The following is a 21,190-nucleotide window of genomic DNA, read 5'->3' on the forward strand; positions in this document are numbered from 1 at the left end:
CCAAATCGGCCCATGAGCAGGAGGATGTGCTCATCGTCGCCCGGGCATAGAGAAAGGGCCGCGCAGCCGGAGCTGCGCGACCCTCTGCTCTAGATCAGCGAATCAGTTCACTTGATGATCTTGGTGACGTTGCCGGCACCGACGGTGCGGCCGCCCTCACGGATAGCAAACTTGAGCTGCTCCTCCATGGCGATCGGCTTGTTCAGGTGAACGGTCATCTCGGTGTTGTCGCCGGGCATGACCATCTCGGTGCCAGCGGGGAGCTGGACGACGCCGGTCACGTCAGTCGTACGGAAGTAGAACTGGGGCGAGTAGTTGGAGAAGAACGGCTTGTGACGGCCACCCTCCTCCTTGGTGAGCACGTAGACCGAGGCCTCGAAGTCGGTGTGGGGCGTGGTCGAGCCGGGCTTGATGACGACCATGCCGCGCTCCACGTCCTCCTTCTTGGTGCCACGGAGCAGCAGGCCGACGTTCTCGCCAGCGCGACCCTCGTCGAGGATCTTGCGGAACATCTCGACACCGGTGACGGTGGTGGTCTGCTTGTCCTCGCGGATGCCGACGATGTCGACGGTCTCGCCGGTCTTGACGATGCCGCGCTCGATACGACCCGTGATGACGGTGCCACGACCGGTGATCGTGAAGACGTCCTCGACGGGCATCAGGAAGGGCTTCTCGGTGTCACGCGCGGGCTGCGGGATGTACTCGTCGACAGCGTCCATGAGCTCCATGATCGAGTCGGCCCACTTCTCGTCGCCGTTCAGCGCCGGGAAGGCGGCGACGCGGACGATCGGGAGGTTGTCGCCGTCGAACTCCTGAGCGGAGAGGATCTCGCGGAGCTCCATCTCGACCAGGTCGATGAGGTCGGCGTCGGCCTCGTCGATCATGTCGCACTTGTTGAGGGCGACGACGATGGCGGGAACGCCGACCTGGCGGGCCAGGAGGATGTGCTCGTGGGTCTGAGCCATCGGGCCGTCGGTGGCGGCGACCACGAGGATCGCGCCGTCCATCTGAGCGGCACCGGTGATCATGTTCTTGACGTAGTCGGCGTGGCCGGGGCAGTCAACGTGAGCGTAGTGGCGCTTCTCGGTCTGGTACTCGACGTGCGCGATCGAGATGGTGATACCGCGCTGACGCTCTTCGGGCGCCTTGTCGATCTGGTCGAACGCGGAGACGGCGTTCCACTGCGGGTAGCGATCGTGAAGCACCTTCGTGATCGCCGCGGTCAGAGTGGTCTTGCCGTGGTCGACGTGTCCGATGGTGCCGATGTTGCAGTGCGGCTTGGTCCGCTCAAACTTGGCCTTTGCCACGAGGGCTCCTTCTTGGATCTCGCCAGGCGGGATTGCCCGGCGTGTGGTCTTTCCTCTGTGAGGCGTCGGAACCGGGCGCAAGCTCGGTGCCATACCTGCCTTATCCTAGCGACCCGGCCCCTTCAGTCAAAGTCGGGGGCGAGTCGCGCTCGGACAGGACTCTGGCCGGGGGAAACCCCCGGCCAGAGTCATCGACGGGTGACTGGTGTCACTCGCCCTTCGCCTTGGCGACGATCTCGTCGGCGATGTTCTTCGGGGTCTCGGCGTAGGAGTCGAACTCCATGGAGTACGACGCCTGGCCCGAGGTCTTCGACCGCAGGTCGCCGACGTAGCCGAACATCTCGGACAGCGGCACCAGCGCACGCACGACGCGGTTGCCGTGCTGCTCGTCCATCGACTGCACTTGGCCGCGACGTGCGTTGAGGTCGCCGATGACCGTGCCGAGGTAGTCCTCGGGCGTGGTCACCTCGACGGCCATCATCGGCTCGAGGATCGCGGGATCGGCACGACGGGCTGCCTCCTTGAACGCCTGGGCGCCGGCGAGCTTGAAGGCAAGCTCGGAGGAGTCGACGTCGTGGTAGGCGCCGTCGGTCAGGGTCACCTTGATGTTGTCGACCGGGTAGCCGGCGAGAACACCGAACTGCATGGCCTCCTTGACGCCCTGGTCCACCGCGGGGATGTACTCGCGGGGGATGCGGCCGCCGGTGACGGCGTTGACGAACTCGTAGCCCGAGCCCGGCTCGGTCGGCTCGAGGTCGATGATGACGCGCGCGAACTGGCCGGAACCACCGGTCTGCTTCTTGTGCGTGTACTCGACCTTCTCCACCTTGCGGCGCAGGGTCTCGCGGTAGGCGACCTGGGGCTTGCCGATGTTGGCCTCGACCTTGAACTCACGACGCATGCGGTCGATGAGGACGTCCAGGTGGAGCTCGCCCATGCCGGCGATGATCGTCTGACCGGTCTCCTCGTCGGTGTGGACGCGGAAGGTCGGGTCCTCCTCGGCCAGACGCTGGATCGCGTTGGACAGCTTCTCCTGGTCGGACTTCGTCTTCGGCTCGATGGCCTGCTCGATGACCGGGTTCGGGAAGGTCATCGACTCCAGGACGATCGGGTTGGCCGGGTCGCAGAGGGTCTCACCGGTGGTGGTGTCCTTCAGGCCCATGACCGCGCAGATCATGCCGGCGCCGATCGAGTCGATCTCCTCACGCTTGTTGGCGTGCATCTGGTAGATCTTGCCGATGCGCTCCTTGCGACCCTTCGTCGAGTTGAGCACCTGCGAGCCGGCGGTCAGGACGCCGGAGTAGATGCGCACGAAGGTCAGCTTGCCGAGGTGCGGGTCGGCGGCGATCTTGAAGGCCAGGATCGACAGCGGCTCGTCGTCGGAGGGGTGACGCTCGAGGGTGACCGCCTCGTCATTGGGCTTGAAGCCCTCGATGGCGGGCACGTCGAGCGGGGACGGCAGGTAGTCGACGACCGCGTCGAGCAGGGGCTGGACGCCCTTGTTCTTGAACGAGGTGCCGCAGACCACCGCGGTGAAGGTGTTGGAGATGACGCCCTTGCGGACGGCGGCCTTGATCTGCTCGACCGAGGGCTCCTCGCCCTCGAGGTACATCTCCATGATCTCGTCGTCGACGTCAGCGACGCGCTCGATCAGGGTGGCGTGGGCAGCCTCGGCGGCGTCCTTGAGCTCGGCCGGGATCTCCTCGATCTCGTACTTCTCGCCCATCTGGGTCTCGCCGCGCCAGGTGAGCGCGCGCATCTCGACGAGGTCGACGACCCCGAGGAAGTCGGACTCGGCGCCGATCGGGAGCTGCAGCAGGACCGGGTCGGTCATGAGGCGCTCACGGATCGTCTTGACGCAGTGGTCAAAGGACGCGCCGGTGCGGTCGAGCTTGTTGATGTAGCAGATGCGGGGGACGTTGTACTTCGTCGCCTGGCGCCACACCGTCATCGACTGCGGCTCGACGCCGGCGACACCGTCGAACACCGCGACAGCGCCGTCGAGCACGCGGAGCGAACGCTCCACCTCGACGGTGAAGTCGACGTGCCCGGGGGTGTCGATGATGTTGATCTGGGTGTCGTGCCAGAAACACGTGGTGGCGGCGGAGGTGATCGTGATGCCACGCTCCTGCTCCTGCTCCATCCAGTCCATGGTCGCGGCGCCGTCGTGGACCTCGCCGATCTTGTAGGACTTGCCGGTGTAGAACAGGATGCGCTCGGTGGTGGTGGTCTTACCGGCATCGATGTGGGCCATGATGCCGATGTTGCGAACCTTACTCAGGTCGGCCATGTGTGCATTCCTTTGGGTCAAACTTCAACTAAGCGGAGAGCACCCCCGGAGCCTTCGCGGATCCGGGGGCGGCAGTCACCAGCGGTAGTGGGCGAAGGCGCGGTTGGCCTCGGCCATCTTGTGCGTGTCCTCGCGGCGCTTCACGGAGGCACCCAGGCCGTTGGAGGCGTCGAGGATCTCGTTCATGAGGCGCTCGGTCATCGTCTTCTCGCGACGGGCGCGGGAGAAGGAGACGAGCCAACGCAGCGCCAGCGTGTTCTGGCGGTTCGGCTTGACCTCGATCGGCACCTGGTAGGTGGCGCCGCCGACGCGGCGGGACTTGACCTCGATGCTCGGCTTGACGTTGTCGAGAGCCTTCTTCAGCGTCTGGACCGGATCGTTGCCGGTCTTGGCGCGGGTGCCCTCGAGGGCTTCGTACACGATGGCCTGAGCCACGGACTTCTTGCCGTCCAGGAGGATCTTGCTGACCAGCTGAGAGACAACCGGGGAGCCGTAGACCGGATCGGCGACGACGGGGCGCTTCGGCGCGGGACCCTTGCGAGGCATTACTTCTCCTTCTTCGCGCCGTAGCGGCTGCGAGCCTGCTTGCGGCCCTTGACACCCTGGGTGTCGAGGGAGCCGCGGATGATCTTGTAGCGCACGCCGGGGAGGTCCTTCACACGACCGCCGCGGACGAGCACCATGGAGTGCTCCTGCAGGTTGTGGCCGACACCCGGGATGTAGGCGGTGACCTCGATGCCGGAGCTCAGACGCACGCGCGCGACCTTACGGAGCGCGGAGTTCGGCTTCTTCGGCGTCGTGGTGTACACACGCGTGCACACGCCGCGGCGCTGGGGGGAACCCTTCAGCGCGGGGGTCTTGTTCTTCGAGACTTTGTCGGTGCGGCCCTTACGGACCAGCTGCTGAATAGTTGGCACCTGCTGGTATCACTTTCGTTCGTTGTGTGTACGTTTGCCTTCCCTGGCGCAGCTTCTCCGGATCGCCGACACGGGGACACCGTTCCCGGTCTGTGATGCAGATGGCTGCCGTGCGAACTGTCGGCACGTCACGCTCTCCGCAACGTCAAGAGCGAATGCCAGGGCACGCACAAGGGCCCGAGTGTTCGGGCGCACCGGACAAGATTACTTCACGCGGACCGCATCCTCAAAACCGGCTCCGGTCGTCGCGATCCGGCACGCGAGACGCCGCGGGGCGGAGGAGTGCGACACTCCCCCGCCCCGCGGCGTGCTACCGGATGATTCAGCGGATCTCGCCGAAGTCCATGTCCTCCAGCGGGACGGCCGGGCCGAGCGAATCCGAACCGAACGAGTAGTCGTACGGGTCGTAGTTCATCGTGTAGGCCGAGGCGCGCGCCTCCTCCGTGGGCTCCACCCGGATGTTGCGGTAGCGGTCGAGACCGGTACCCGCCGGGATCAGCTTGCCGAGGATGACGTTCTCCTTGAGGCCGACGAGCGAGTCGCTCTTGCCCTGGATCGCCGCGTCGGTCAGCACCTTGGTGGTCTCCTGGAAGGAGGCCGCCGACAGCCACGAGTCCGTCGCGAGCGAGGCCTTCGTGATGCCCATCAGCACCGGACGACCCTCGCCGGGGCGGCCGCCCTCGGCGAGCGCCTGACGGTTGGCCGCCTCGTAGGTGGCGCGGTCGACGAGCTCGCCCGGCATCATGGTGGTGTCGCCGGAGTCGATGACCGTGATCCGGCGCAGCATCTGCCGCACGATGATCTCGATGTGCTTGTCGTGGATCGGGGCGCCCTGGGTGCCGTAGACCTTCTGGACCTCCTCCACGAGGTGCTCCTGCACCTTGCGGAGGCCGCGGATGCGGAGCACGTCCTGCGGGTCGACCTGACCGGCGGTGAGCTGCTGGCCGATCGAGACGTGAGCGCCGTCACGGATGACGACACGACGCCCGCTGGGCTCGTCGTACTCGAGACGGGTACGACGACCGACCGGGTACTCCAGGTCGTCGCCGCCGTCGTCACGCACGATGACGAGCTTGCGCGAACGGTCGCCGTCCTCGATGCGCACGACGCCGTCGGCCTCGGCGATCGGGGCCTTGCCCTTGGGCTGGCGGGCCTCGAACAGCTCGGTGACACGGGGCAGACCCTGCGTGATGTCGTCGCCGGCCACACCACCGGTGTGGAAGGTGCGCATCGTCAGCTGGGTGCCGGGCTCGCCGATGGACTGGGCCGCGACGATGCCGACGGCCTCGCCGACGTCCACCGTCTTGCCGGAGGCCAGCGAACGGCCGTAGCACATGGCGCAGGTGCCGACGGCGGACTCACAGGTGAGCACGGAGCGGACCTTGACCTGGGTGACGCCGGCCTCGACGAGCTTCGCGATGACCGCGTCGCCCAGGTCGGTGCCGGCCTCGGCCAGCACGGTGCCGTCCGCGTCGACGACGTCGACGGCGAGCGTGCGGGCGTAGACCGCGGTCTCGACGTCGCTGGACGTCTCGACCTTCGCGCCCTCGGTGAACGCGGCGACCGGCACCTGGATGGTGCGGCCGGACTCCTCGTCCGTCCCGTCGACGCTCCACACCGCGATGGTCTTGGTGAGGCCACGCTCGGTGCCGCAGTCCTCCTCGCGGATGATGACGTCCTGCGACACGTCCACCAGACGACGGGTCAGGTAACCCGAGTCGGCGGTACGCAGCGCCGTGTCGGCCTGGCCCTTGCGGCCACCGTGCGTCGAGATGAAGTACTCGAGGACGGAGAGACCCTCACGGAAGTTCGACTTGATCGGTCGGGCGATGATGTCGCCCTTCGGGTTGGCCACGAGGCCTCGCATGGCGGCGATCTGGCGCATCTGCGTCATGTTTCCTCGTGCGCCGGAGTCGACCATCATGTAGATGGGGTTGTCCGTGGTGAAGTTCTCCTTCATCGCCTCGGTCAGCTCGGCGGTCGCGTCCGTCCAGATCGCGATGAGCTCCTGACGGCGCTCGTCCTCCGTGACGGATCCGCGCTCGTAGAGGCGGTCGATCTTCGTGGCGCGCTTCTCGTAGCCCTCGAGGATCTCGGCCTTCTGCGGCGGGGTCTGGACGTCGCCGATGGACACGGTCACGCCGGAGCGCGAGGCCCACTTGAAGCCCATGTCCTTCAGGTTGTCCAGCGCAGCGGCGACCTCGACCTTGGGGTAGGTCTCGGCGAGCTCGTTGATGATGCGGCCGAGCGTCTTCTTGCCCACCACCTCGTTGACGAACTCGAAGTCGGCCGGGAGCGCCTCGTTGAACAGCGCACGACCCAGCGTGGTGTCCATCAGGATCATGCCGTTGGCGTCGGGCGTGCGGCCCTCGGAGACGACACCCTGCAGACGGATGCGGCACTTCGCGCCGATGGCGAGGTCGCCACGGTCGTAGGCCATGATCGCCTCGGACAGGTTCGAGAACGCGTGGCCCTCGCCTGCGCCGCTGCGCTCGGACGTGAGGAAGTAGTGCCCGATGATCATGTCCTGGGTCGGCATGGTGACGGGGCGACCGTCGGCCGGCTTCAGGATGTTGTTCGTCGACAGCATCAGGACGCGGGCCTCGGCCTGCGCCTCGGCGGACAGCGGCAGGTGGACTGCCATCTGGTCGCCGTCGAAGTCGGCGTTGAAGGCGGTGCAGACCAGCGGGTGGATCTGGATCGCCTTGCCCTCGATCAGCTGGGGCTCGAACGCCTGGATGCCGAGGCGGTGCAGCGTGGGTGCACGGTTCAGCAGCACCGGGTGCTCCGCGATGACCTCTTCCAGCACGTCCCACACGACCGGGCGGTGGCGCTCGACCATCCGCTTGGCGGCCTTGATGTTCTGCGCGTGGTTCAGGTCGTCGAGGCGCTTCATGACGAACGGCTTGAACAGCTCGAGCGCCATGGCCTTCGGCAGACCACACTGGTGCAGCTTGAGCTGCGGGCCGACGACGATGACCGAACGGCCGGAGTAGTCGACGCGCTTGCCGAGCAGGTTCTGGCGGAAACGACCCTGCTTGCCCTTGAGCATGTCGGAGATCGACTTCAGGGGGCGGTTGCCGGGGCCGGTCACCGGGCGTCCGCGACGGCCGTTGTCGAACAGCGAATCGACGGCCTCCTGCAGCATGCGCTTCTCGTTGTTCACGATGATCTCGGGCGCGCCGAGATCGAGCAGCCGCTTCAGGCGGTTGTTGCGGTTGATGACTCGGCGGTAGAGGTCGTTCAGGTCGGAGGTGGCGAAGCGGCCACCGTCGAGCTGGACCATCGGGCGCAGATCCGGGGGGATGACCGGGACGGCGTCGAGCACCATGGCGGCGGGCGCGTTGGAGCCGGTCAGGAACGCGTTGACGACGCGCAGCCGCTTCAGCGCGCGGGTCTTGCGCTGCCCCTTGCCGGTGGCGATGATCTCGCGCAGGTTCTCGGACTCGGCCTTCAGGTCGAAGGTCTGGAGGCGCTTCTGGATGGCCTCCGCGCCCATCGATCCGGAGAAGTACTTGCCGAAGCGCTTCTTCATCTCGCGGTAGAGGGTCTCGTCGCCCTCGAGGTCCTGGACCTTCAGGCCCTTGAACCGGCTCCACACCTCGTCGATGCGGTCGAGCTGACGCTGCGCGCGGGTCCGGATGAGGCCGGACTCCTTCTCGGCGGCCTCGCGGACCTTGCGCTTGACGTCGGCCTTCGCGCCCTCCTCCTCGAGCTGGGCCATGTCCTCCTCGAGCTTGCGCATGCGCGCCTCGATGTCGGCGTCGCGGCGGGCCGCGAGCTGCTTCGACTCGGTCTCGACCTTGGCCTGCAGCGACGAGAGGTCGCGGTGACGCGCCTCGTCGTCGACGGAGGTGATCATGTGCGCGGCGAAGTAGATGACCTTCTCCAGGTCCTTCGGAGCGATGTCCAGCAGGTAGCCCAGCCGGCTCGGGACGCCCTTGAAGTACCAGATGTGGGTCACGGGCGCGGCGAGCTCGATGTGGCCCATCCGCTCACGACGCACGTTGCTGCGGGTCACCTCGACGCCACAGCGCTCGCAGATGATGCCCTTGAAGCGGACCCGCTTGTACTTGCCGCAGTAGCACTCCCAGTCACGGGTGGGGCCGAAGATCTTCTCGCAGAACAGGCCGTCGCGCTCGGGCTTGAGCGTGCGGTAGTTGATGGTCTCCGGCTTCTTGACCTCGCCGTGGGACCATTCGCGGATCTGGTCGGCGCTGGCCAGGCCGATGCGCAGTTCCTCGTAGAAGTTCACGTCCAGCACGTTTTGCTTCTCTTTCCCCTACTTGCAGTAGGTGCCTTCGAATGAGTCTGAGTTGTTGATGCGGGGCTCGCGGGAGCCCCTAGTGGGTGACTGAGCTCAACACTCAGACTTCGCCGACGTCCATGAAGTTGTCGGCTCCGGGGCGGCGGCCGAGGTCGATCCCGAAGTCCTCGGCGGACCGGATGTCGTCCTCGGACTCGCGCAGGTCGATCACGCGGCCGTCATCGGAGAGGACCTCCACGTTCAGACAGAGGGACTTCATCTCCTTGATGAGGACCTTGAACGACTCCGGGATGCCCGGCTCGGGGATGTTCTCGCCCTTGACGATCGCCTCGTAGACCTTCACGCGGCCGGGGACGTCGTCGGACTTGATCGTCAGCAGCTCCTGCAGAGCCCATGCGGCGCCGTAGGCCTCGAGGGCCCACACCTCCATCTCGCCGAAGCGCTGGCCGCCGAACTGGGCCTTACCGCCGAGCGGCTGCTGCGTGATCATGGAGTACGGGCCGGTGGAGCGTGCGTGGATCTTGTCGTCGACAAGGTGGTGCAGCTTCAGCATGTACATGTAGCCGACGCCGATCTTCTCCGGGAACGGCTCGCCGGTGCGGCCGTCGAGGAGGTTCGCCTTGCCGGACGAGTCGATCAGGCGGACGCCGTCGCGGGTCTTGAGCGAGTTGTCCAGCAGGCCGGCGATCTCGTCCTCGTTCGCGCCGTCGAAGACGGGGGTCGCGAGCTTGGAGTCGGCGCCGACGTGGCCGAGGCCGACCTCGCGGAGGCGGTCAGCCCACTCGCCCTTGGCGTCCTCGATGTCCCAGCCGGTCTTGGCGATCCAGCCGAGGTGGTTCTCGAGGACCTGGCCCACGTTCATGCGCGACGGCACGCCGAGCGGGTTCAGGACGATGTCGACGGGGGTGCCGTCCTCGAGGAACGGCATGTCCTCGACGGGCAGGATCTTCGAGATGACGCCCTTGTTACCGTGACGGCCGGCGAGCTTGTCGCCGTCGGAGATCTTGCGCTTCTGCGCGACGTGCACGCGGACCAGCTGGTTGACGCCGGGCAGCAGCTCGTCGTCGTCCTCGCGGTTGAAGACGCGCACGCCGATGACGGTGCCGGACTCGCCGTGGGGCACCTTCAGGGAGGTGTCGCGGACCTCGCGGGCCTTCTCGCCGAAGATGGCGCGCAGCAGGCGCTCCTCGGGGGTCAGCTCGGTCTCGCCCTTCGGGGTGACCTTGCCGACCAGGATGTCGCCCGCCTCGACCTCGGCGCCGATGCGGATGATGCCGCGCTCGTCGAGGTCGGCCAGCATCTCGTCGGAGACGTTGGGGATCTCACGGGTGATCTCCTCGGCGCCCAGCTTCGTGTCGCGGGCGTCGACCTCGTACTCCTCGATGTGGATCGAGGTGAGGACATCGTCCTGCACGATGCGCTGCGACAGGATGATCGCATCCTCGTAGTTGAGGCCCTCCCACGGCATGAACGCCACGAGCAGGTTCCGGCCCAGCGCCAGCTCGCCCTGGTCGGTGCAGGGACCGTCGGCCAGCGGCGTGCCGATCTCGACCCGGTCGCCGGGGGCGACCAGCGGGCGCTGGTTGATGCAGGTGCCGGCGTTCGAGCGGACGAACTTGTCCAGCTTGAAGCTGGCGTAGGTGCCGTCGTCGTTCGCGATCTCCAGGATGTCCGCGGACACCGAGGTGACCACGCCGGGCTTCTTGGCGAGCGTGACGTCGCCGACGTCGACAGCGGCGCGGTACTCCATGCCGGTGCCCACGAACGGGGACTCGTTGCGGATCAGCGGCACGGCCTGGCGCTGCATGTTCGCACCCATCAGGGCGCGCGACGCGTCGTCGTGCTCGAGGAACGGGATCAGCGCCGTGGCGATGGAGACCATCTGGCGCGGGGACACGTCCATGTACTCGACCTCGGACGGCGCGATCTCGTCGGCGTCACCGTGCTTCATCCGGACGAGCACGCGCTCCTCCGTCAGGCGGCCGTCCTGGTCGACCGCTGCCTTCGCCTGGGCGATGTTGTAGCGGTCCTCCTCGTCGGCGGTGAGGTAGTCGATCTGGTCGGTGACGTAGCCGTCGACGACCTTGCGGTACGGGGTCTCGATGAAGCCGAACGCGTTGACGCGGGCGAAGGACGCCAGCGAGCCGATGAGGCCGATGTTCGGGCCTTCAGGGGTCTCGATGGGGCACATGCGGCCGTAGTGCGACGGGTGGACGTCACGGACCTCCATGCCGGCGCGGTCACGGGACAGACCGCCGGGGCCCAGCGCGGACAGACGACGCTTGTGCGTCAGGCCGGCCAGGGGGTTGTTCTGGTCCATGAACTGCGACAGCTGGGACGTGCCGAAGAACTCCTTCAGCGCGGCGGTCACCGGACGGATGTTGATCAGCGTCTGCGGCGTGATCGCCTCGATGTCCTGCGTCGTCATGCGGTCGCGGACGACGCGCTCCATGCGGCCGAGCCCGGTGCGGAGCTGGTTCTGGATCAGCTCGCCGACGGTGCGGAGGCGACGGTTGCCGAAGTGGTCGATGTCGTCGGCCTCGACGATGACGTCGCCGAGCGTCTCCTGGTGGTCGTGCAGCGCGACGACGTACTTGATCGCGGCGATGATGTCGTCGTTGGTGAGGACCTGCTGATCGAACGGCAGCTCGAGGCCGAGCTTCTTGTTGATCTTGTAGCGACCGACCTTGGCCAGGTCGTAGCGCTTCGGGTTGAAGTAGTAGTTCTCCAGGAGCTGCTGGGCCGCGTCACGCGCCGGCGGCTCGCCAGGGCGCAGCTTGCGGTAGATGTCGAGGAGTGCCTCATCCTGCGTCTTGACGGAGTCCTTCTCGAGCGTCAGTCGCATGGACTCGTACTCGCCGAACTCCTCGAGGATCCTGTCCTCGCTCCAGCCGAGCGCCTTCAGCAGGACGGTGACGTTCTGCTTGCGCTTGCGGTCGAGGCGCACGAACACCATGTCGCGCTTGTCGATCTCGAACTCCAGCCACGCGCCGCGCGACGGGATGACCTTGCAGGAGAAGATGTCCTTGTCGGACGTCTTGTCGGGGGTCTGCTCGAAGTAGACGCCGGGCGAGCGGACGAGCTGCGACACCACGACACGCTCGGTGCCGTTGATGACGAAGGTGCCGCGGTCGGTCATCAGTGGGAAGTCGCCGATGAAGACGGTCTGCGACTTGATCTCACCGGTGTCGTTGTTCACGAACTCGGCGGTGACGAAGAGGGGCGCGGCGTAGGTGACGTCGCGGTCCTTGCACTCCTCGATGCTGTACTTGGGCTCCTCGAAACGGTGGTCGCGGAAAGACAGCGACATCGTCTCGTTGAAGTCCTCGATCGGGGAGATCTCCGCGAAGATCTCCTCCAGACCTGAGCGGGTGTTGACGTCGGTGCGGCCAGCGGCAAGCTGGGCCTCGACCGAGGCACGCCACGTCTCGTTTCCGATCAACCAGTTGTACGCGTTGATCTGGAGATCCAGGAGGTTCGGGACCTCCAGGGGCTCATGGATCTTCGCGAAGGAGATTCGACCAGTGGACGAGACGACATTGGTGTTCTTCAACGCAGAGCGCGAGGCGGCCAAGATTCGGTCCTTCCAAGAACGCTTGAAGCAAATTTCCGTGCATGGCGGACGCCCGGTGTCAAGACCGGGGCATACGCATAGCTGGGCAAACAACCACTGTACTGCAAGCGGGCAGATAAGGCAACAGGGGACCACGCACCACTTCCCTGGCCTGCGGGTCCTCCCCCGGTCGACACTGACCTCGCCGATGATGATAGCGGGGCCCGGCGCCGGCGCAAGTGCTTTCCGCGGCGAGTCTGCCGCAGGGGTCCCCGGAGATGGCGAAAGGCCCGCCCCCGATGGGGACGGGCCTTCCGGACTGTGGAATCAGTCAGCGCGTAACTGCGCGTCGGGTCACTTGACCTCGACGGAGCCGCCGGCGGCCTCGAGGGCCTCCTTGGCCTTGGCAGCGGTCTCCTTGTCGACGCCCTCGAGGACGGCCTTGGGGGCAGCCTCGACGAGGTCCTTGGCCTCCTTCAGGCCGAGGGAGGTCAGGGCGCGCACCTCCTTGATGACGGCGATCTTCTTGTCGCCACCGGCGGTGAGGATGACGTCGACCTTGTCGGAGCCCTCCTCAGCAGCGTCGTCGCCGCCCTCGGCAGCGGCGGGGGCGGCAGCGGCAACCGCAACCGGAGCAGCAGCGGTGACACCGAAGGTGTCCTCGAACAGCTTCACGAACTCGGAGAGCTCGATCAGGGTCATCTCCTTGAAGGCCTCAAGGAGCTCGTCGTTGGTGAGCTTCGCCATAATGGGCGTTCCTTTCGTAGAAAAGTTTGTGATCGCAGCGGACGCTGCAACGGATCACTCCGCAGCGGGCGCTGCTTCGGGTGCCGCATCCGCGGCGGGGGTCTCGTCCGTGGCCTCGGCGGCAGCGCCACCGATCAGGGAGGGGTTGGCCTCGGCAGCGGTCTGCAGCGCGCCGAGGGCGCGGGCGCCCTGCGACAGCGGGGCAGCCAGCAGGTAGGCGGCCTTGGCCAGGTTGGCCTGCAGCGCGCCGGCAAGCTTGGCCAGGAGCACCTCGCGGGACTCGAGGTCGGCCAGCTTGAGAACAGCCTTGGCGTCGAGGAACTTGCCCTCGAGGACGCCACCCTTGATAGCCAGGGACGGATTGGCCTTTGCGAAGTCGCGCAGCCCCTTGGTGGCAGCGGCGACGTCACCCGTGACGAACGCGATGGCGGTCGGGCCGGTGAGGGTCTCTTCGACACCCTCAATGCCGGCCTCCTTGGCCGCGATCGCCGTCAGGGTGTTCTTCGCAACGGCGTAGGTGGCGTTCTCACCGAGGGATCGACGCAGGTTCTGCAGATCCTTGACGGTGAGACCGCGGTACTCGGTAAGCACTGCCGCCGCGGAGCTGCTGAATGCCTCAGTGAGCTCTGCGACCGTGGCAGCCTTGTCCGGCCTCGCCATGTGGTCTCCTTCCGGTCTCATCAAGCTCCCGACTCCCCGGCGGGGGAACCTGGAGCACCGTCGACCGCAACAAAAAAGCCCCGTCGCCAGGCGGCGCGGGGCATCTCAGTAGTCTGAGCTCTCACGTTCACCTGCGCGGGTGCCTTTCGGCTTTATGACTGGTGTCACCTGCGGTCTTCGGCTCGACATACAGTACCCGCGACCCCGCGCTGCGCAAAATCGGCCCTTCGGTCCGCCGCGGGGTGGAGCAGGGCCGGTGCATTAGGCTTTCGGCGTCATCACTGTCTTCCGGGAGGACCCCCATGCGTCCCATTCTCGCCGTCGGTCTGCTGGCCACCCTCGCGCTCACCGCGTGCAGCGGCCAGGCCACCGACTCCGCCAGCACCGCCTCCGACACCGCGTCCGCGAGCGATTCCACCGACCTGAGCTACGACGTCTCGGGCGTCGCCAAGGTCGACGACATCGCCGCCATGCTGCCGGACGCGGTCGCTGAGAAGGGCACCCTCGTCGTCGGCGCCTCCACCGACTACGCCCCCGCGGAGTTCCGCGCCGACGACCTCAACACCGCGATCGGCTACGACGTCGACCTGGCCAAGGCCATCGGCAACGTGCTCGGTCTCGAGGCCGAGGTGCAGGACGGCGAGTTCGCCTCCCTGATCCCCGCGATCGGCTCGAAGTACGACGTCGGCATCTCGTCGTTCACGATCACGCCGGAGCGCCTCGAGAACGCGAACATGATCTCCTACATCAACGTGGGCTCCAGCTACGCGGTCAAGGCAGGCAACCCGCAGGCCTTCGACCCCGAGAGCGTGTGCGGTCAGACCATCGCCGTCCAGACCGGCACCTACCAGGAGGAGGAGCTCGCCACGTTCTCCGACGACTGCACCGCGGCCGGCGACGAGGCAATCGAGGTCCTCTCCTACGCCCGGCAGTCCGACGCGACCACGAACGTCGTCGGCGGCAAGGCCGTCGCGTTCTACGCCGACTCCACCGTCGCCGGCTACGCCGCCTCGCTGACCAACGGCCAGCTGGAGATCACCGGCGGCATCCGCGACGCGGCCGAGCAGGGCATCGTCGTGAACAAGGACGACATGGAGCTCGCGAAGGCCGTTCAGGCCGCCACGCAGTCGCTGATGGACGACGGCACCTGGGGCAAGATCCTGGACGCCTGGGGCGTCGAGGACGCGGCTCTCTCCACCGCTGAGCTGAACCCGAAGGCCTGACCGAGATGTCGACCCGGCCCCCCGAGCTCATCCGCGCACGGCCGGTCCCCCGGCCGAGCCTGTGGGTCGCCGCGGCCATCGTGCTGGTCCTGGTGGCCATGCTGGTACATGGTCTGCTGACCAACGAGAACTACCGCTGGGACGTCGTCGGGCAGTACCTGTTCGACCCGCGTGTGCTCAGCGGGGTCGGGTGGACGCTGATCCTGACGGTCGCGGCGATGCTGCTCGGCATCATCATGGCCGTGCTGACCGCCGTGATGCGGATGGGGACCAACCCCGTCCTGCGCGGGGTGGCCTGGGTCTACATCTGGTTCTTCCGCGGCACGCCCGTCTACACCCAGCTCGTCTTCTGGGGCCTGATCGGCGTCCTCTACCCGCGGCTCAGCCTCGGCATCCCCTTCGGGCCCGAGTTCTTCGTCTTCAACACCTACGACGTGATCAACGCGACGGTCGCCGCGATCCTCGGCCTCGGCCTGAACGAGGGCGCGTACCTCTCCGAGATCGTCCGCTCCGGCCTCAACTCTGTCGACAAGGGCCAGTGGGAGGCGTCGACGGCGCTCGGCATGAAGCGCTCCACGACGCTGCGGCGCATCATCATCCCGCAGGCGATGCGCGTGATCGTGCCGCCGACGGGCAACGAGACCATCTCGATGCTCAAGACCACATCGCTTGTGCTGGCCGTGCCGTTCTCGCTCGAGCTGCAGTTCGTCACGAACGCCATCGGCAACAAGGAGTTCCTGCCGCTGCCGCTGCTCATCGTCGCCGGCATCTGGTACCTGTTCATCACGTCGATCCTGATGGTCGGCCAGGCGCGTCTCGAGGCCTACTACGGCAAGGGCTTCGACGACGAGTCGCCGTCGAAGCCCGCCAAGGGCATGTCGAAGCGCCAGCAGGCGATCCTCGCCGCAGGAACCGTCAAGGCCGACCCCAACCTGGAGGTGACCCCGTGACCGCCATGGTCGAGGTACAAGGCGTCCACAAGCTGTTCGGCGACCTGCACGTCCTCAAGGGCATCGATCTCACCGTCCAGCGCGGCGAGGTGACCGTGCTGCTCGGGCCGTCGGGGTCCGGGAAGTCGACGCTGATCCGGTGCATCAACGAGCTCGAGCAGATCAGCTCCGGCCGGCTCTACGTCGACGGCGAGCTGATGGGCCTGCGCGAGAAGAACGGCGTGCTGCACCGCCTCTCCGACAAGGAGATCGCCCACCAGCGCTCCAAGATCGGCATGGTGTTCCAGCGGTTCAACCTGTTCCCGCACATGACGGCCCTGGAGAACGTCATCGAGGCGCAGCGCCAGGTGCTGAAGCGGTCGAAGAGTGACGCCGAGGCCCGCGCCCGCGAGGAGCTCGTGAAGGTCGGGCTGGCCGACCGGATGGACCACTATCCCGCGCAGCTGTCGGGCGGCCAGCAGCAGCGCGTCGCCATGGCCCGCGCGCTGGCGATGGACCCTCAGCTGATGCTGTTCGACGAGCCGACCTCCGCCCTCGACCCCGAGCTGGTCGGCGAGGTGCTGAACGTCATGAAGGACCTCGCGGACTCCGGCATGACGATGATCGTCGTGACGCACGAGGTCGGCTTCGCGCGCGAGGTCGCCGACCAGGTGGTGTTCATGGACGACGGCGTGATCGTCGAGCGTGGCACCGCGGCCGAGGTCATCGACAACCCGCAGCAGGACCGCACGAAGGACTTCTTCGCGAAGGTGCTCTGACCCCGCGTCAGGCCCGCCAGGTGAACTGAGGTGGGCGACGTTCCGCAAAGGCCCTGATCCCCTCCTGGAGGTCGGGGCCTTCTGCCGCCCGGCGCACCCAGGAGATTGCCGTCTCGGCCTGCAGGTCGCGGCGGACGAGGCCGGTCACGATCTCCTTCGACGCGCGGACGGTGAGCTGGCTCAGCCGGGATATGGCCTCCGCCATCGCGAGCGCGTGCTCCAGCGCCTCCCCCGTCGGCGTCAGCTCGTTGACCATCCCGACGGCCAGCGCGCGCTCCGCGTCGATCCTGCGGGCCGTGAACAGCAGCTCCTTCGTGACGGCCGGCCCCATCAGGTCGACCATGCGCTGCGTCGCGCTGACCGGGTAGACGATGCCGAGCCTGGCCGGCGGGACGGAGAACGTCGATTGGTCGCCCGCGACGCGGATGTCGGCGGCCAGGGCCAGCTCGCAGCCGCCGCCGTGGCAGTGGCCTTCGATCGCGGCGATCACCGGCAGCGGGCAGGCGGCGATGGCCTCCTCCGCCAGGATGGGCCGCTCGGCGTGGGCCTGCCCCTCGAGGTCGGTGATGTCGGAGCCCGCGCAGAAGGAGTCCCCGGCCCCGTGGATGACGACGGAAAGCAGCGTCGGGTCGGCGGCGATCGCCGCGAACACCTCGGGCACCGCGTCCCACATGGCCTCCGTCATCGAGTTGTGCTTGTTCGGCCGGGCCAGCGTGACGACCGCCGTCGACCCGTCGCGCCCCAGTGTCACCTCACCCATGGGGGACATCCTCCCCCGCCCCGTCGCCCCGCGTGCGGAAACCGGCCGGTTGCCCCTCAACCCTCAACACCTCAGCCCCTCATCCCTCAGTCCCCTCATCCCCGTCGCCCAGTTCCCCAGAGCCACCCCCAAAAATCGTGCAGTGGTCGATTCTCCCCGGTCCGGCGACGAGTTCCGCCCACTACCCCCGCCGCCCCAGACGTCGAGCGAACCCCGAAAAGCGGGCAGTGGTCGATTCTCCCCGGTCCGGCGACGAATTCCGCCCACTGCCTACCCGGCCAGCGAGCCCAGCGCGGCGGTCAACGCACGCCCCAGGTCGTCGAAAGTGAGCTCAGCCACGACGGGGGCGGCGTCGTCGGTCTCCGCACCCGTCGATGCGAAGCCGACCTCCCGGTGCGCCGGCACATGGATGAAGTCGGCGGGCCCGCTGAAGCGGGTGAGCGACGTGCGGAACACGGCGTTGCAGACGAACCGCCCGGCGTCCTCCGACACGCGCGCCGGGATCCCGGCGTCCCTGATGGCCGTGACCAACTGGGCAGGGTCGAGCGTGGCCGTGAGCACCGCGGGGCCGTCGTCGAGCGCGCCCCCGGGCTGCCGGCCGTCGTTGTCGGCGATGCGCGCGACCTGGTCGTTGACGGCGTTGAGCTCCGGCGTCACCTCGCCCCGGCCGCCGGCCTCACCGACGCAGACGACGACATCGGGCAGATGCCGGCCGATGGCTGCCTCGAGGGCGTCCGGGCCGCCGACGAAGGTCACGGGGAGGGTCTCGCGGATCACCTCGACGCCCCTGGCTCGCAGGCCCTCGACATCGATGCGGGCGACGGCCTCCTGGCTGGCGTTGACGCGGTCCCCGCCGAAGGGTTCGAATCCGGTCACCAGCACGCGCGTCATGCATCCATTATCGCCGTCGCCCTCCTTGCGCACCCGCCGAGGTCGCCTCCGACGGCTGCCGCCCGCGCGCGGACACGAGAACCGTTCAGTGCCCGATTCTCCCCGGTCCGGCGACGAAACCCGCCCACCGCCTGTCCCCAGGGCCGAGGATCGTGGAGCGGATCGGCTGAAATCGGCCATCACGGAGGCATGAAACCCACATCGCCCATCCCTGAGTCCCTCGCCGTCGCCTCGGCCGCACAGGCCGGCGCCTTCTCGCGTCAGCAGGTCCTCGCCAGCGGCTGCACCCAGACACTTCTGGACCGACAGCTCCGGAGCGGCAACTGGACCCGGCTCGGCCAGGGTGTGTACACCGCGGAGCGGCCGGTCACGTTCGAGACGCTCTGCTGGGCCGGGGTCCTTCGGGGCGGCGACGGTGCGGCCGTCGGTGGGCTGGCGGCCGCGCACCTGATCGGCATCTGTCCCCAGCCATCGCGGATCACTGTCTGGGCGGACCGGTACCGCACCGCCGGCCCGTGGGACTTCCGCCGCGGGCCACGCCCCAGCGTCGACGACCTACCCCGCCTCCGTACCGAGGACGCCATCCTTGACGCCTGCGCCGAGGTGCCAGCGCGCGAGGTTCTCGGGCTGTTGACGAACGCACTGCGTCGGCGCATCACACACCCTGCGCGCCTGCGGGAGTGCGCCCTCACCATGGCCAACCTCCGTCACAGGGCGCTGGTTCTCCAGCTGCTGCCGGAGCTCGAGGCCGGCGTCGAGAGCACTCTGGAGAGTCACTTCCTGCATCAGGTTCAGCGCGCCCACCTCCTGCCGGAGGGCGCGCGGCAGGTCAGCGTCTCCGACGGGACGCGCAGCGATGTGCTGGACGACGTCCATCGCGTGCTCTACGAACTGGACGGGCGGGTCGGACATGAGGGCGAGGCAAAGTGGCGCGACGCCGACCGTGACAACCGGCACGCAGTCCTCGGTCTCACGACGCTGCGGTTCGGATGGCACGACGTCGTGCTGCGACCGTGTCACGTGGCCCGACTCATCGGCCAGGTCCTTGCGACGCGCGGTTGGGCTGGGGTCGGTGGGTCGGGACTCCCCCGCCGCTGCGGGCCGCGGTGCACCGTCGCGTCGTGATCGGCAGACCCGCCGCGGGGCTGTGGGCGAAACTCGTCCCCGGACCGAGGAGAATCGACCACTGACCGATTTTCCGGAGCCGCCCGACCAGCTGGGGCGACAGGGCAGTGGGCGATAGTCGTCGCCGGACCGAGGAGAATCGACCATGTCATGTCTCAGTGCTTCGTAGACGGTTGTGTCTCAGTGGCTTGTTGACGGTTATGTCTCACGGTGACTGGTGGGGTTCTGGGGCTGATTGTGAGCAGTCGGGTGGTGCCGGTGGTGACTGGGCCGGGGTGTGGTGTCGTGCCGATCAGGACGCCGTTGATGTCGAAGATCTCGATGGTGGTGGCGTTGAACATGATGTGGAGTGTTTCGCCGATGTGGCGTGCACCGACGTAGATCTTCGCGTTGCAGATGTGGATGCGGCCGTTCCGGGAGACCAGGCGGTCGGCCCAGCGGGCGTCGTTGGCGTCGGTGACGGGGCGTTCACCCTTCAGACGGCGGGTGATGCCGGACTTCACGGTTCGTCGGCCTGTCGCAGGGGTGGCTGGCGGGGGTGGTGTCGGTGGGCCGGGAAGGGCTTTCGGGCGGGACTGGTAGGCGTCAGCGGGAGTCTGGTCGGGGTCCAGTGCCTGGTGGGCCCGCTGGGTGTTGTAGTACTGGGCGAACTGGTCGGCGAGTTCTGCGAGTCGGTCCTGGGTGCGGATCGGGCGGTGCGCGTCGAGGAAGTTCTGGAACGTCTGATGCAGGCGTTCGCTCTTGCCCTGGGTAGTGGGTTTGCCGGGTCGGCCGGTGATCGGCTCGACGCCCTGGCGTTGAAGGAACGCCTCGAGCTGGGAGGTCCTGCCGCGGCGGGACTGGTTGAACGCGGTCCCGTTGTCGGTCAGGAATCGAGCCGGAGCGCCATGGTGACCGATCGCCGCCGCGACAACGATGATCGCTGCCTGACTGGTCTCCGCCAGGGCGACGTGAGAGGCGAGGATGAATCGGGAGTGGTCGTCCTCGACCTGGAGTACGCATCGTCTCGACCCGGCCTCGTCGTCGAGAACGATCTCGACTCCGTCGAGCTGCCAGCAGCCGTTCGGGTCCGGGTAACGGAACCGGCGATACGACGCCCGGGGACGTTTCGCTGGCTCCGGACGCACCACCCCATGGCGGGTGAAGATCCTGGCCAGGGTGGCCCTGGACGGCGGGTCGATCCCCTGACGCCGCATCGCGGCCGCCACGGACAGTGGGCCGTGGTCCCAGCCTTCCCGCTTCAGCTGGGCGCGGACCTGCAACGCGATCGTCTCGATCTCGTCGCTGGTGCGTCGCGCCACGGACCTGGCGATCGGCTGCCGAGGAGCCACTGCTGCGAGTCTGCCCTCGTCGGCGGCCCGGGACCGGACCTTATAGAACTCCGCGCGAGAGATGCCGTGCTCCCGGCAGAACCTGGTGACCTCGCCCCTACGAGGACTGTCAGGGAAGTTGATGATCCGTTGACGAACACGAGCGTCGATACGAGCAGCCATGGCCCGACCCTCACCGCGGGCACCCGCAACTGTCCACGAAACCGTGAGACAGAACCGTCAACACCAACTGTCCACGAAGGTCGAGACACATCTGTCAACGAAGCTGTGAGACACAACCGTCCACGAAGGTATGAGACTTCACAAGGAGAATCGACCACTGACCGATTTTCCGGAGCCGCCCGACCAGCTGGGGCGACAGGGCAGTGGGCGATAGTCGTCGCCGGACCGAGGAGAATCGACCACTGACCG

General features: G+C 67.3%; 15 protein-coding genes. 4 read left to right on the forward strand and 11 right to left on the reverse strand.

What is annotated here, in order from left to right; translation table 11 throughout:
• Positions 1–107: 107 nt before the first annotated feature.
• The 8 genes from tuf to rplJ form a co-directional block, all read right to left on the reverse strand.
• The gene (tuf, locus tag KDB89_RS10425) at positions 108–1,307 is read right to left on the reverse strand and encodes an elongation factor Tu (RefSeq protein WP_219080780.1); all 1,200 of its coding nucleotides are present in this window, start codon (positions 1,305–1,307) and stop codon (positions 108–110) included.
• Positions 1,308–1,515: 208 nt separating this feature from the next.
• A complete protein-coding gene (fusA, locus tag KDB89_RS10430) occupies positions 1,516–3,597 on the reverse strand; it encodes an elongation factor G (RefSeq protein ID WP_219080781.1) in 2,082 nt (693 codons plus the stop codon).
• Positions 3,598–3,672: 75 nt separating this feature from the next.
• The gene (gene rpsG / locus KDB89_RS10435) at positions 3,673–4,143 is read right to left on the reverse strand and encodes a 30S ribosomal protein S7 (RefSeq protein WP_219080782.1); all 471 of its coding nucleotides are present in this window, start codon (positions 4,141–4,143) and stop codon (positions 3,673–3,675) included.
• Positions 4,143–4,514 (reverse strand): 30S ribosomal protein S12, encoded by a 372-nt coding sequence (gene rpsL / locus KDB89_RS10440; protein ID WP_077340453.1) that lies wholly within the window; start codon positions 4,512–4,514, stop codon positions 4,143–4,145. The genes rpsG and rpsL overlap by 1 nt, the downstream gene beginning before the upstream one ends.
• 322 nt (positions 4,515–4,836) lie before the next feature.
• A complete protein-coding gene (gene rpoC, locus KDB89_RS10445; RefSeq protein WP_219080783.1) occupies positions 4,837–8,778 on the reverse strand; it encodes a DNA-directed RNA polymerase subunit beta' in 3,942 nt (1,313 codons plus the stop codon).
• Positions 8,779–8,881: 103 nt separating this feature from the next.
• Positions 8,882–12,355: a DNA-directed RNA polymerase subunit beta gene (gene rpoB, locus KDB89_RS10450; protein ID WP_219080784.1), complete on the reverse strand. Its 3,474-nt coding sequence runs from the start codon at positions 12,353–12,355 to the stop codon at positions 8,882–8,884.
• A gap of 333 nt (positions 12,356–12,688) precedes the next feature.
• The gene (gene rplL / locus KDB89_RS10455) at positions 12,689–13,081 is read right to left on the reverse strand and encodes a 50S ribosomal protein L7/L12 (protein WP_219080785.1); all 393 of its coding nucleotides are present in this window, start codon (positions 13,079–13,081) and stop codon (positions 12,689–12,691) included.
• 54 nt (positions 13,082–13,135) lie between these two features.
• A complete protein-coding gene (gene rplJ, locus KDB89_RS10460; protein ID WP_219080787.1) occupies positions 13,136–13,741 on the reverse strand; it encodes a 50S ribosomal protein L10 in 606 nt (201 codons plus the stop codon).
• A gap of 302 nt (positions 13,742–14,043) precedes the next feature.
• On the opposite strand from rplJ, the gene KDB89_RS10465 reads away from it, so the two are divergent.
• The 3 genes from KDB89_RS10465 to KDB89_RS10475 all read left to right on the forward strand — a co-directional run bounded on the left by KDB89_RS10465 (position 14,044) and on the right by KDB89_RS10475 (position 16,672).
• The gene (locus tag KDB89_RS10465) at positions 14,044–14,964 is read left to right on the forward strand and encodes an ABC transporter substrate-binding protein (RefSeq protein ID WP_219080789.1); all 921 of its coding nucleotides are present in this window, start codon (positions 14,044–14,046) and stop codon (positions 14,962–14,964) included.
• 98 nt (positions 14,965–15,062) lie between these two features.
• Positions 15,063–15,914, forward strand: coding sequence for an amino acid ABC transporter permease (locus tag KDB89_RS10470; protein ID WP_255556435.1), 852 nt, complete (start codon positions 15,063–15,065; stop codon positions 15,912–15,914).
• A 5-nt stretch (positions 15,915–15,919) separates the two neighbouring features.
• A complete protein-coding gene (locus KDB89_RS10475) occupies positions 15,920–16,672 on the forward strand; it encodes an amino acid ABC transporter ATP-binding protein (protein WP_219084288.1) in 753 nt (250 codons plus the stop codon).
• A 7-nt stretch (positions 16,673–16,679) separates the two neighbouring features.
• Here KDB89_RS10475 and KDB89_RS10480 read toward each other — a convergent pair whose 3' ends face one another.
• Both KDB89_RS10480 and KDB89_RS10485 read right to left on the reverse strand, forming a co-directional pair.
• Entirely contained in the window at positions 16,680–17,432 is a 753-nt protein-coding gene (locus KDB89_RS10480) for an enoyl-CoA hydratase/isomerase family protein (RefSeq protein ID WP_219080793.1), read from the reverse strand.
• Between the two features lie 270 nt (positions 17,433–17,702).
• The gene (locus tag KDB89_RS10485) at positions 17,703–18,323 is read right to left on the reverse strand and encodes a pyroglutamyl-peptidase I (protein WP_219080795.1); all 621 of its coding nucleotides are present in this window, start codon (positions 18,321–18,323) and stop codon (positions 17,703–17,705) included.
• Between the two features lie 189 nt (positions 18,324–18,512).
• On the opposite strand from KDB89_RS10485, the gene KDB89_RS10490 reads away from it, so the two are divergent.
• Positions 18,513–19,448 (forward strand): putative endonuclease domain-containing protein, encoded by a 936-nt coding sequence (locus KDB89_RS10490; RefSeq protein WP_219080797.1) that lies wholly within the window; start codon positions 18,513–18,515, stop codon positions 19,446–19,448.
• A gap of 155 nt (positions 19,449–19,603) precedes the next feature.
• Here KDB89_RS10490 and KDB89_RS10495 read toward each other — a convergent pair whose 3' ends face one another.
• On the reverse strand, positions 19,604–20,941 hold the full coding sequence (locus tag KDB89_RS10495) for a DDE-type integrase/transposase/recombinase (RefSeq protein WP_219080799.1): 1,338 nt from the start codon (positions 20,939–20,941) through the stop codon (positions 19,604–19,606).
• Positions 20,942–21,190: the final 249 nt, after the last annotated feature.

The sequence above is a fragment of the Tessaracoccus palaemonis genome (genome assembly GCF_019316905.1).
Classification (GTDB): domain Bacteria; phylum Actinomycetota; class Actinomycetes; order Propionibacteriales; family Propionibacteriaceae; genus Arachnia; species Arachnia palaemonis.